General features: G+C 52.9%; 19 protein-coding genes and 1 pseudogene. 6 read left to right on the forward strand and 14 right to left on the reverse strand.

All coding sequences use genetic code 11. From position 1 onward, the window contains the following. Positions 1-115: 115 nt before the first annotated feature. From HII27_RS26235 to HII27_RS26270, 8 genes are all read right to left on the reverse strand, one after another. Entirely contained in the window at positions 116-673 is a 558-nt protein-coding gene (locus HII27_RS26235; protein ID WP_001162010.1) for a recombinase family protein, read from the reverse strand. A 129-nt stretch (positions 674-802) separates the two neighbouring features. Then, on the reverse strand, positions 803-1015 hold the full coding sequence (locus HII27_RS26240) for a DUF3330 domain-containing protein (protein ID WP_000993245.1): 213 nt from the start codon (positions 1013-1015) through the stop codon (positions 803-805). A gap of 65 nt (positions 1016-1080) precedes the next feature. Beyond that, positions 1081-1317: a broad-spectrum mercury transporter MerE gene (gene merE / locus HII27_RS26245; protein WP_001087807.1), complete on the reverse strand. Its 237-nt coding sequence runs from the start codon at positions 1315-1317 to the stop codon at positions 1081-1083. After that, positions 1314-1679 carry a mercury resistance co-regulator MerD gene (gene merD, locus HII27_RS26250; protein WP_001277463.1) on the reverse strand — a complete coding sequence of 122 codons (366 nt, stop codon included), beginning with the start codon at positions 1677-1679 and terminating at the stop codon, positions 1314-1316. The genes merE and merD overlap by 4 nt, the downstream gene beginning before the upstream one ends. Before the next feature lie 17 nt (positions 1680-1696). Further along, positions 1697-3379, reverse strand: a complete 1683-nt coding sequence (gene merA, locus HII27_RS26255) for a mercury(II) reductase (RefSeq protein WP_000281123.1) — start codon at positions 3377-3379, stop codon at positions 1697-1699. 38 nt (positions 3380-3417) lie between these two features. Continuing rightward, entirely contained in the window at positions 3418-3825 is a 408-nt protein-coding gene (gene merC / locus HII27_RS26260) for an organomercurial transporter MerC (protein ID WP_000522993.1), read from the reverse strand. A 27-nt stretch (positions 3826-3852) separates the two neighbouring features. Beyond that, the gene (gene merP, locus HII27_RS26265; protein ID WP_000732276.1) at positions 3853-4128 is read right to left on the reverse strand and encodes a mercury resistance system periplasmic binding protein MerP; all 276 of its coding nucleotides are present in this window, start codon (positions 4126-4128) and stop codon (positions 3853-3855) included. A gap of 15 nt (positions 4129-4143) precedes the next feature. Beyond that, entirely contained in the window at positions 4144-4494 is a 351-nt protein-coding gene (locus HII27_RS26270) for a mercuric transport protein MerT (protein WP_001294660.1), read from the reverse strand. Positions 4495-4565: 71 nt separating this feature from the next. On the opposite strand from HII27_RS26270, the gene merR reads away from it, so the two are divergent. After that, entirely contained in the window at positions 4566-5021 is a 456-nt protein-coding gene (gene merR, locus HII27_RS26275) for an Hg(II)-responsive transcriptional regulator (RefSeq protein ID WP_001166628.1), read from the forward strand. A gap of 32 nt (positions 5022-5053) precedes the next feature. On the opposite strand, the pseudogene HII27_RS26280 reads toward merR, so the two are convergent. Beyond that, positions 5054-5227: pseudogene (locus HII27_RS26280) on the reverse strand (DUF4158 domain-containing protein); the annotation flags it as partial. 158 nt (positions 5228-5385) lie between these two features. Here HII27_RS26280 and HII27_RS26285 point away from each other — a divergent pair. The 4 genes from HII27_RS26285 (at position 5386) to HII27_RS26300 (ending at position 6989) form a co-directional block, all read left to right on the forward strand. Next, the gene (locus HII27_RS26285) at positions 5386-5676 is read left to right on the forward strand and encodes a nucleotidyltransferase family protein (protein WP_001247892.1); all 291 of its coding nucleotides are present in this window, start codon (positions 5386-5388) and stop codon (positions 5674-5676) included. Continuing rightward, positions 5673-6074, forward strand: coding sequence for a HepT-like ribonuclease domain-containing protein (locus HII27_RS26290; protein WP_001293886.1), 402 nt, complete (start codon positions 5673-5675; stop codon positions 6072-6074). The genes HII27_RS26285 and HII27_RS26290 overlap by 4 nt, the downstream gene beginning before the upstream one ends. Beyond that, on the forward strand, positions 6064-6420 hold the full coding sequence (locus HII27_RS26295) for a cupin domain-containing protein (protein ID WP_000215515.1): 357 nt from the start codon (positions 6064-6066) through the stop codon (positions 6418-6420). The genes HII27_RS26290 and HII27_RS26295 overlap by 11 nt, the downstream gene beginning before the upstream one ends. A 254-nt stretch (positions 6421-6674) precedes the next feature. Next, positions 6675-6989, forward strand: coding sequence for a hypothetical protein (locus HII27_RS26300; RefSeq protein ID WP_000091613.1), 315 nt, complete (start codon positions 6675-6677; stop codon positions 6987-6989). A 172-nt stretch (positions 6990-7161) separates the two neighbouring features. Here HII27_RS26300 and HII27_RS26305 read toward each other — a convergent pair whose 3' ends face one another. The 3 genes from HII27_RS26305 to HII27_RS26315 form a co-directional block, all read right to left on the reverse strand. After that, positions 7162-7695, reverse strand: a complete 534-nt coding sequence (locus tag HII27_RS26305) for a phospholipase D family nuclease (RefSeq protein ID WP_000792636.1) — start codon at positions 7693-7695, stop codon at positions 7162-7164. Continuing rightward, positions 7695-8351, reverse strand: a complete 657-nt coding sequence (locus HII27_RS26310; RefSeq protein WP_000874714.1) for a CpaF/VirB11 family protein — start codon at positions 8349-8351, stop codon at positions 7695-7697. The genes HII27_RS26305 and HII27_RS26310 overlap by 1 nt, the downstream gene beginning before the upstream one ends. 105 nt (positions 8352-8456) lie before the next feature. After that, positions 8457-9224, reverse strand: a complete 768-nt coding sequence (locus tag HII27_RS26315) for a DUF1883 domain-containing protein (protein ID WP_001159650.1) — start codon at positions 9222-9224, stop codon at positions 8457-8459. A 168-nt stretch (positions 9225-9392) separates the two neighbouring features. Between HII27_RS26315 and HII27_RS26320 the strand changes: the two genes are divergently transcribed. Further along, a complete protein-coding gene (locus HII27_RS26320; RefSeq protein WP_000160641.1) occupies positions 9393-10007 on the forward strand; it encodes a TIR domain-containing protein in 615 nt (204 codons plus the stop codon). Between the two features lie 40 nt (positions 10008-10047). Here the strand turns inward: HII27_RS26320 and HII27_RS26325 are convergent, their stop codons facing one another. Together HII27_RS26325 and HII27_RS26330 are read right to left on the reverse strand one after the other, a co-directional pair. Then, on the reverse strand, positions 10048-10755 hold the full coding sequence (locus HII27_RS26325) for a hypothetical protein (protein ID WP_001258875.1): 708 nt from the start codon (positions 10753-10755) through the stop codon (positions 10048-10050). Between the two features lie 27 nt (positions 10756-10782). Beyond that, complete coding sequence (locus HII27_RS26330; protein ID WP_048998070.1) at positions 10783-11328, reverse strand: recombinase family protein; 546 nt, start codon at positions 11326-11328, stop codon at positions 10783-10785. Positions 11329-11409: the final 81 nt, after the last annotated feature.

Genomic DNA, 11409 nt, shown 5'->3' on the forward strand with positions numbered 1-11409 from the left:
GCTGAAAATGCCGGCCTTTGAATGGGTTCATGTGCAGCTCCATCAGCAAAAGGGGATGATAAGTTTATCACCACCGACTATTTGCAACAGTGCCGGATTGAGCGGCGTGGCATGGTCAGTCTTCCCGCAGGTACTGGTACAAAGTTTCGCGGCTGATGCCGAAGTCACGGGCCACCAAGGTTTTCTGGTCGCCTGCCGCAACTCGCCGTTTCAACTCGGCAATTTGTTCGCTGTTCAGCGATTTCTTTCGTCCCCGGTAGGCCCCGCGCTGCTTAGCCAGCACGATTCCCTCGCGCTGACGTTCGCGGATCAGAGCGCGCTCGAACTCAGCAAAGGCTCCCATGACCGACAGCATCAGATTGGCCATCGGTGAGTCCTCGCCGGTGAACGTTAGCCCTTCTTTGACGAACTCCATGCGCACGCCCCGTTGTGTCAGCCCTTGGACGATGCGGCGCAGGTCATCAAGGTTGCGTGCCAACCTGTCCATGCTATGCACCACCACGGTGTCGCCCTCGCGGACGAAGGCCAGCAGCCTTTCAAGTTCGGGACGTTGTGTGTCCTTGCCTGAAGCCTTATCGGTGAATACCTTGCCGACTTCTATTTGTTCCAGTTGTCGATCAGGATTCTGGTCGAAGCTGCTGACGCGAACGTAGCCGATACGTTGACCTTGCAAGATGCCTCCAAAGGTAAAAATGTCAGGATGAAATCTATTACCCTTGGCTGAATGTGTCAATAAATATAAATTAATACCCTACTCTGACGTTGTTTGTGCTCAACATCTGACATCAGGTTAGGGTATGCCTCAATCTGACGGCTGCGAACCGCCAGGGACAGGCGCAATGTCAGATTCTGTCGCGGCCTTGGCGCGTGCCTGGAAGCGTTCATAGCAATCCAGCCCGCAGAAATGTTCGACGTATTCCGCGCCTTCCGGGGTGAAGGCGGCATCGAGCGGAATTTCTTTGCAGCATACGCAGCAGGTGGTGCAACTGGCAGTGTTCGGGGCGTTTGCGTTCATGGTGGTACTCCTCCAGATTGGTAGCGAAGCTCAAAGCTGCCCACTCTCGGCTGGCTGGGAAGCGGTCATGATCTTCCCTTGAAGGCCCGCAGCAGCCGCGTCACAGACAGGACAAACAAGCCGGTCAGCGTGAGGGCTGCAATACCCCAGTGCTCCCCGATGAACGCGCCGGCCGTCGTGCCGGCTAGCACAATGGCGAGAATCGGCAAATGGCAGGGACAGGTGAGCACGGCCAGCGCGCCCCACAAGTAGCCGGTGATCGGTTTGTGCGTCTCAGACGGCAAGTGCTCTGGGCTGTTCATGGCAGACTCTCCGCGTGCTGTGCCGGTTCGGTTGGCATGGCGGCCAGTTGCATTTCGAGGCTGGCCAGGGCCTCGCGCCGACGCTCGACGAGTTGCCGCAACACGGCAAGCTGCGCAGACGCACCGTCACCGTCCGCAGCATCCAGCGCCCGGCACAGCCGCGCCAGTGCGTCCAGGCCGATACCCGCTTCGAAGGCAGCCCGTACAAAGCGCAGCCGTTGCAACGCGGTGTCATCGAACAAGCCGTAGCCGCCCGTGGTGCACGCGACCGGCCGTAGCAATCCGCGCAGCAGGTAGTCGCGCACGATATGCACGCTCACCCCGGCATCAAGGGCCAGCCGGGACACTGTGTAGGCGCTCATTGAACACCTCCTTTTCCTCATCCGGCGCAGCACGAAAGCTGCTTCACGTCCTTGCTGAAGGTCTGCGCCGCGAGCTTCAGCCCTTCGACCATGGTCAGGTAGGGGAACAATTGGTCGGCCAGTTCCTGCACGGTCATACGGTTGCGAATGGCGAGCACCGCCGTCTGGATCAGTTCACCCGCTTCCGGGGCCACCGCTTGCACGCCGATGAGCCGTCCGCTACCTTCCTCGATGACCAGCTTGATGAAGCCGCGTGTGTCGAAGTTGGCAAGCGCACGCGGCACGTTGTCCAAGGTCAAGGTGCGACTGTCGGTCTCGATCCCGTCGTGATGTGCTTCCGCCTCGCTGTAGCCCACGGTGGCGACCTGCGGGTCGGTGAACACCACGGCCGGCATTGCGGTCAGGTCCAGGGCCGCATCGCCGCCAGTCATGTTGATCGCAGCACGGGTGCCGGCCGCTGCCGCCACATAGACGAACTGAGGCTGGTCGGTGCAGTCGCCAGCCGCATAAATGTGTGGCGTACTGGTGCGCATGCCCTTGTCGATGACGATGGCCCCCTGCGCATTGGCAGCGACTCCCGCCGCTTCCAATGCCAGGCTGCGCGTGTTCGGTGCCCTGCCAGTGGCGACCAGCAGCTGGTCGGCGCGTATTTCACCGTACCCGGTGGTCAGCACGAATTCGCCGTCCACATGCGCGACCTGGCTGGCTTGCGTGTATTCCAATACCTTGATCCCTTCGGCACGGAACGCGGCTGTAACGGCCTCGCCGATGGCCGGGTCTTCGCGGAAGAACAGCGTGCTGCGTGCCAGGATCGTCACTTTGCTGCCCAGCCGGGCAAAGGCTTGCGCCAGTTCCAGCGCCACCACAGACGAGCCGATCACGGCCAGGCGCTCGGGAATGGTGTCGCTGACCAGGGCCTCGGTGGAAGTCCAGTAGGGTGACTCTTTCAGGCCCGGAATCGGCGGCACGGCCGGGCTGGCACCCGTGGCGACCAGGCAGCGGTCGAACGCCACCACACGCTCGCCGCCATCGTTTAAACGGACGGCAAGGCTCTGGTCGTCCTTGAAACGCGCTTCACCATGCAGCACGGTGATGGCCGGGTTGCTGTCCAGGATGCCTTCGTACTTGGCGTGGCGCAGCTCATCGACGCGCGCCTGCTGCTGGGCCAGTAGTTTGCTGCGATCAATCGCAGGCACAGTCGCCGCGATGCCACTGTCGAATGGGCTTTCACGGCGCAAATGGGCGATATGGGCAGCGCGGATCATGATCTTGGACGGCACGCAGCCGACATTGACGCAAGTACCGCCGATGGTGCCGCGCTCGATCAGCGTGACGTTCGCACCTTGCTCGACGGCCTTCAGCGCCGCCGCCATCGCGGCTCCGCCGCTGCCAATAACGGCGACGTGCAGTCCGTCCCCATCACCACCAGCCTTGTCGCCACCGCCCAGCCATCCCAGCGCCTTGCCAAGCAGTCTGCCCCGCGCTGAAGTGGATGGGGCATCGGCGGGTGTGGCCTTGTAGCCGAGGCCGGCCACAGCGGCGGTCAGCGCCTCTGGCGAGGTGCCGGGATCGGTGGCGAGTTGCGCGGAGCCTTTCGGGTAGGACACGAGCGCCGACAGCACGCCCGGCACTTTCTCCAGGGCGTCCTTGACATGTGTCGCGCACGAGTCGCAGGTCATTCCGGTGATATTCAAATACATTGCATCGTTCCTTTTCGTTTCGGCAACTGCCAATGCAGTTAGCCGTGTTTGGGTGGTAGTTCGCAGCGGCGGTTGGCCGGTGAGAGCAGATCCCAGATCGACACCCCGATCATCAAGGCCAGACCGACATAGAGGAGGTTCGCCGTCCACCAATTGCCAAAAAACAAGAGCATGGCCGCCAGCACGATGGCTGGGCCGACCATCCCGAGCAGGCTGCGGTACCATTGCCGATGACTCAGCCAGCCCAGTGCATTCGCCAGCAAAGCCACGACTGCGAACAGCGGCAGCAGCTTGGAGATAAACAACCCTTCGTATTCCTGTAGAAAGCCAAGGCCGATGGCCGCGCCCAGGCTGGCGATAGCCGGGAAACAGGCAGCGCATCCCATCGCGGAAACAACGCTGCCAAGCGCGCCAGCCTTGTCGGCAATGCGTGTAATCAGTCCCATGATCGCCCCAGGTTCGGGTTCAGTGGCTCACTGCTTGACGCTGGACGGATAGCCCGCGTCTCCGGTTGCCTTGGTCAGCTTCTGCACGCTGGTCTTGGCATCATCGAACGTGACAACCGCTTCGCGTGTCTCGAAGGTCACGTCAATTTTGCTGACGCCTTCGACCTTGGAAATCGCCTTCTTGACGGTGATCGGGCAGGTGGAGCAGGTCATGCCCGGTACGGACAGCGTGACGGTCTGGGTGGCGGCCCACACGGGGGCAACAACGGCAGCGAGGGCGAGGGCGGCAAACAGTTTTTTCATGATGAACTCCTGTGATTAATAGAAAAATGGCATGACGTAGGGAAATCCGAGCGCGACCAGGACCAGCGCGGCCACGATCCAGAAAATGAGCTTGTAAGTAGCTCGCACTTGGGGAATCGCGCAGACCTCACCCGGTTTGCAGGCTTGCGCCGGGCGGTAGATGCGCCGCCAGGCGAAAAACAGCGCGACCAGCGCTGCGCCGATGAAGATCGGGCGATAGGGTTCCAGCACCGTCAGGTTGCCGATCCATGCCCCGCTGAACCCCAAGGCGATCAAAACCAGCGGCCCCAGGCAGCAGGCCGACGCAAGAATGGCGGCCAGCCCACCGGCGAAGAGCGCGCCGCGCCCGTTTTGTGGTTCAGACATACGCTTGTCCTTTCAAATTTGGTTTGGATAGCTTAAGCTTACTTCCGTAGTTATGTACGGAGTCAAGCGATATGCAAATTAATTTTGAGAATCTGACCATTGGCGTTTTTGCCAAGGCGGCCGGGGTCAATGTGGAGACCATCCGGTTCTACCAGCGCAAGGGCCTGCTGCCGGAGCCAGACAAGCCCTATGGCAGCATTCGCCGCTATGGCGAGGCGGATGTAACACGAGTGCGGTTCGTGAAATCGGCCCAGCGGCTGGGCTTTAGCCTGGACGAAATCGCCGAGCTACTGCGGCTGGAGGATGGCACCCATTGCGAGGAAGCCAGCGGCCTGGCCGAGCACAAGCTCAAGGATGTGCGCGAGAAGATGGCCGACTTGGCACGCATGGAGGCCGTGCTGTCTGAACTGGTGTGCGCCTGCCACGCGCGGAAAGGGAACGTTTCCTGCCCGCTGATTGCGTCACTGCAAGACGGAACGAAGCTCGCTGCATCGGCGCGGGGGAGTCACGGGGTGACTACGCCTTAGCGTGCTTTATTTTCCGAATTCTGAGACGACCCCAGGTAGCAGAGCTGCACCGCGAAGCCCAGCCGATTGGCCGGGCCGCGCCGCTGCCGGATGATGGAGAGGTCGCTTTCGCTGAACGTGTAGTGACGGATCAACTCATCCTTGGTGTCCGGCAACGCCAGCAGGCTTTCGCGCTCGGCGGCGGAGAGGATCGAACGGCGGGGCATGCGGTTTCCTTCTTCTTGAAAACGTAGGTTTGTGACAAGCCCGCCAAGGCAACCGGCGCGGCACGGGAATCAAGGCATTGCGATTCTCGAAAATAGTTCTTGAAATTCTATTCTTGATTGCATATCATCTCAACGAGTTTCGATAAGAAAGGATGCGCATGCGACCGTCTGTTGTGCTTGACATGAAGCGAAGCGCAGTGCGTGAAGCGGTAGGCCGCTTTCGCGCCGCGAACCCGCGCGTCTTCGGCTCGGTGCTGCATGGCACCGACCGGGATGGCAGCGACCTCGACCTGTTGGTCGATGCGCTGCCCGGTGCCACGTTGTTGGACTTGGGCGATTTGGAAGAAGAACTGAAATCGCTGCTCGGCGTTGACGTCGATCTGCTGACTCCCGGCGACCTGCCGCCGAAGTTCCGGGCCAAGGTGCTCGCGGAGGCGCAACCGATATGAGCGAGAACCGCCTGCCCGATTACCTCGACCACATTCAGCAGGCCGCAACCGATGCGCGCAGCTTCGTGGAAGGGATGGCCAAGGACGACTTCTTGGCCGACAAGCGCACCCAGCAGGCCGTCATCATGAGCCTGATCGTCATCGGCGAGGCGGCCACAAAGGTGATGGATGGCTACGTCGAGTTCACCCAGGCGCATGCCGACGTGCCGTGGCGCAGCATGCGCAATATGCGTAATCGCATGGCTCACGGCTATTTCGACATCAACCTCGATGTGGTGTGGGAGACGGTACAGGAATGGCTGCCGGCGTTGCTCCAGCAATTGCCCGCCGTGCGTCAGGATGCCGACGATGAAGACCGTAACGACAACTGTGAAAGAGGGATCTCCGATGACTGTTGAATCGAGAATATTTTCTGTAGCCGAGTATGTTCAACCGTCCGAAGGCGAGCCTATTCGTTCCGTTGTGCTTGAAACCCGAGACTCAATTATCGTGGTTTGGCATGTCCATCCCGGGCAGGAAATTGCGGCTCACATTCATCCTCACGGCCAAGACACGTGGACTGTTTTGTCGGGAATGGCTGATTACTTTCAGGGCAATGGGATTGTTCGTGCCCTCAGGGAAGGTGAGATAGCCGTGGCAAGACCGGGCCAAGTGCACGGGGCGCGAAATACAGGTACCGAGCCATTTGTGTTAGTCTCGGTTGTGGCATCAGCCAATGCCGGTTTCGTATTGGCTGAGCGATAGAGCCCAATCTCTGGAGTTGGTCCAATGAGCGGTCGGGGAGATAGGTAACAGACATGCAGCGGACACGGCTGCTAAACCAGGTCGCAAACCTCCTTGCGTCGCAGCGTGCCGCAAGCGACGCGATCAATCGAATGGGGTCGGCATGAGACTGAACACCATCCAGTTCCCGACCGCGTAGCCGCCTGTCCTGCCGATCAGGTCTTGACCATCGACGCCTGGGATCAGTCCTGAATGTTCTTGGAGACCACTACGTTATGAGCCGCAGCCGCCGCAAAACACCCATCGTCGGGCACACGACCTGCGGCAGCGAGCGCGAGGACAAGAAGCTCTGGCATCAGCGCTGGCGCACCCGTGAGCGCACGGCGCTGACCAGCGCGTCGCCCGAAGCCCTGAGCGCCCATCTGCCCCTGCTGGAAAACCAGGCCAGCAGCGTCTGGTCGATGGGCAAGGATGGCCGCTCCTACTGGCCCGTCAAGCGCCAGGCCGCCACGGCGGATCGCATCGCCAATCACAAGGGACGCAACCCGCAAGAACGCGCCTCCCTGAAAAAGCGCCTGCTTACACTGTGATTCCTTCAAAATATCTCAACGAAATTTCCCGACACCTGTTTAAGCTATCTTGCTGATATTTCTGTTTTTCGATTTTTGCCGGCGCGATGCCGGCGACGTTGGCCAGCTGCCCCGGGCGCGATACTGAGATCAGTTTCTTTGAACAAAAAAACCGCCTTTTGGCGGTCAGTATTCAGTAGCTGGAACGGTAGTCTCTCCCCCGATTCCAGCGGTCTTGCCAGTGTTCGAGGAATGATTCAGCGAGCTTAGGCATGTTCCAGATCACCACCGCATTCTCCGAGTTTTTCGTTTCGGCCGCTTTGGTGAAATTAAAGCTGCCAGTTTCAACGGTCACATTATCCACGATGATCACCTTGTCATGCTGGATAGGGAAATCACTGTCAGTACGCAAAGGGATGCCGCTGTTCGCTATGTAGTTCATGGCCGCAATGCTGGCGCGCCCCGTATTGCCCCTTTCATCAATTACGATTTTCACATCAACTCCCCGTTTTTTGGCTGCTACCAGTGCTTTCATAATATCCGGGGCGGTAAAAGAATAAGCCATCATCCGTATCGAGGTTTTTGCGGAGTCAATGGCGCTCAGGACGAGAACGCGGGCGCTTCCTTCAGGCGAGTAGCCAACCTGAACGGATGGTTCCACCGCAAAGGCGGGCAGGGCGGCTGTCGTAAATGCTGCGGCCAGAAGCCAGGTTGCTAAGTTTTTCATTACAGGCTCCCGTTCACACACTGCATTTTATATTCAGGGTCAAAATAAATTTCTTTGATTTTCCGCTTTTCCATATGCACCACAACGTCAATGGTGGAGTAGAGCATTCGCATAATATCGCTCATATCGAGCATACGGCCGATAGGGGTCGCCTTGATAAGCAGCCCAATACGGTTAAAGGCATCGCGCGCAGAGTTAGCGTGCGTTGACATAACACCGCCTGGATGGCCGGTATTAAGTGCTTTAAGATAATCCCACGCAGCATCATCCCTAAGCTCAGTCATGATGATACGGCCCGGTGTCAGACGCATACAGGCTCGCAGGGCATCAGTGGCGCTGACGCGGCCGATCTTTCCTGCATCGCCGTACATCATATAAACGGCTTCTACAACGTGATCGACCGTGACTTCGTGAACGTCCTCTAAAATAATTACACGCTCGTCTTTATGTAGCGATTTTAACAGCGCGCGCGTGAGTACCGTTTTCCCCGACCCGGTTTCACCGCAGATCACGATAGTGCGTTTCTTCTCAACGGCGGTTTGCAGGAATGCGGGCCATTTTTCGCTGCTGTGCAGCTCTTTAAGGAAAAAATCATCATCCGTTAGGCTTTGCTTGCTGCCGGTAATCTTCCGGCAGTCACGGGGTTTGAAGGCCAATGGAACGAAAACGTACGTTAAGAATGTAATTTATTGATATTCATAAAAATAAAAAAAGGATCGCTGATTGATCCTTTTGTTTTGCTATTTGAATTTCGATAAACATTAACCACGAGAATGCAGTAGCTCGGCTATCTCATGAGCAATTTCATCGATTGTATGAGTTGCAGTACTACGAGCAACTTTGTCTGCTAATGATGGACTAAAATCGACAACTTCTTGTTTTGTAATATTATGCCATATGGGAAGCAATATTTGCTCACCAGAAATAGCACGAGTGACGATTCCATCAAGTTCATAATTTGTCCAACCTTTGCTTATAAACGCCGGAGACAAAACTACTAACCCAACACGACTGTTTGCTAAACCTTTGTCTATTTTTTGTCTCAGGCTGTCACCAATTCTTAACGTCATTTCGTCATACCATACATTAAGGCCGTGACTGATTAATGAGTTTGCCAGAGAGCGAACAAAATCATCTTTATCCTCTGAGGCATGCGAAATAAATACGTCATGTATCTCGTTGCTCTGTGCTGTTGACGGTGGTCTGTTATCTCTTACCAGACTAGGAACTTCGCTTAACGGCCTATCCTGAATTTCAGGAAGAACCCCTGGAAGAACGCGAACAGAAGCCCTGGTACTCCCCCTTAATCCCTGCATATCTACAGCAATATGCCAATGGCCTGATGAAGGGATCTGTAACCTTATGGGGGAGCGCTTTGCTAACCCACCAATGTAGGAATGTCGTCGGCCATTCTTATAACTACTGAAGTTAGAACTATCCATTAGTCTAACATTTGCACCACTGGTAAGGGTGATTTCAACAATCTCCCCTCTTTTTCTTTGACCAAGATCATTATGGATGAATTGCATGTAAGTCTGCTCTCTTCATTTGAATTGGAAGAATGTAGCCACTTCCTGATTATACTGTATCCAGTGGTTGAGAGTATCTCTTAGTGTGAAAAAATAAATTATAAGACTTTTACTCGGTATGGATGAAGATGTAAAATCCGTAAACCAGAGAATAAATGAGGAAAAAGCGTGACCAAGCACAAAGTTTTCATCAGTTACCACCATGCTAATGACCAATGGTACAAAAACGAACTTGAAAAAATGAATGATGTTTTTGATATTTTTGTGAATCGCTCGGTATCACTTGGTGACATTGATGAAGAAGAAGAACCTCAAAAGATCAGAGAAATAATAAGGGATGAATATTTACGTGATACATCCGCTCTTATTTTACTCGTTGGGACTGAGACTAAAAATAGAAAGCATGTTGATTGGGAATTATATTCATCCATGAGGGATAGTCCCAGAAACGGCAAATCAGGTATTTTTATTATAAATCTTCCTTCAACAGGGACAAACAACATTAGAGCCAGTCATGGTGAAAATGAAAAAAATGAATTTCATCCTAATATAACCGAGTGGATAACAATCAACGACAGAACAACATATAAAGAAATATATCCATATATGCCTGAAAGAGTTATCGATAACTTGATGAGTGAAAAGTCATATATATCAATAGTCAACTGGGATCAGATACACAATAACCCAGAAAACCTTAGAAAAATGATTGAGTTAACATATCAAGATAAAGATAAGTGCGAATACGTTTTTTCTACCCCAATGAGAATGCGTAATGGCTAGCAGAAACAGTAAAGGGGAGTATGATACTCCCCTTTACTTGTTACCAATCCCATTTGGTGGTGTTCACGTTAAATGTTTGTTGAACCCGTGATGTGAAAAAATCATTTACTACTTTAAAATCGTTACATATTTTACTGTAGTTATAGTATTGCTTTTGTATTTTATTTATAGGCGTCAGGTGAACTTTTAATGGTGTATTAGTTATAACATCAATAACTTCATCCTTATCTGATATATATTTATACCATCTTTTATAATTATTTTGATTTTTAGTTAAAAATTTATTTAACACCATTAACATATCATTGCTAATATTATATAACTCATTGTCTTTTTTTGGATTCAATAGTTTCATTTCATCTCTAATAAATTGATATGTCTGATAATATGATGAGATAACTTCATCGAATGCGTCCACATTTTTCTTCAACTTAAAGATAGCTCTTTTTGAATCCAGATGATTTTTTATACTTTTGCGATATAACGTACCACTTTCATTGAACAGAACATTAACGCCGCCTAAACTTAATTTCTCTACTTTAAATGAGTATTTTTTTAAAAGATATAACGCTACAATTAGCCATATAAAAATAGATATTAGTAGTATATATATAATACCAGTTACTAAAGGTTTGTTTTTATTAAATACGGTGTAAATTGAAGGTACATATAATGAAAGATCCACTGTACACATTACAGCAATTACCGCAATGAAAGCTATCGTCCAAATTATAACAAATGTTCTCACAATTCCACCTTGTCAGTTGTAAGATAATCAATCATTGATTGGTGAACGTTCTGAATTGATAATTTTATATACGGTTGAACGCGCAATACCCATATGCTTAGCTATTTCAGTTGCTCCAGTTCCTTTATCATGCATAAATTTTATTTTATTCCTGTCTATTTTCCGTTTTCTGCCAAATTTAATTCCTTTAGACTTGGCCTCAATTCTTCCTTCATTTGTTCGTTCAAAGATGCGAGTACGTTCTGCTTGTGCCACTGCTGATAGAATTGTGACGATCATCTTCCCCATTTCTCCATCGGTACTGATCCCATCATCAATGAATCGGACTGCCACACCCAAGGCATCGAATTCTTTTATTAGTTGAATCATATCGGCAGTGTCACGACCAAGACGGTCTAGCTTCTTCACCAGAATGACATCTCCATCTTCCACCTTCATGCGCAACAGCTCAAGTCCTTCCCTGGCAGCTGAACTTCCCGATGCCTTGTCCGTAAAAATACGGTTGGCTTTTACCCCCGCGTTCTTAAGTGCTCTAATTTGAATATCTAGGGACTGCTGACGGCACTGTTGCAAAGTTAGCGATGAGGCAGCCTTTTGTCTTATTCAAAGGCCTTACATTTCAAAAACTCTGCTTACCAGGCGCATTTCGCCCAG

It is taken from the genome of Kluyvera sichuanensis (assembly GCF_014218705.1).
Taxonomy (GTDB): domain Bacteria; phylum Pseudomonadota; class Gammaproteobacteria; order Enterobacterales; family Enterobacteriaceae; genus Kluyvera; species Kluyvera sichuanensis.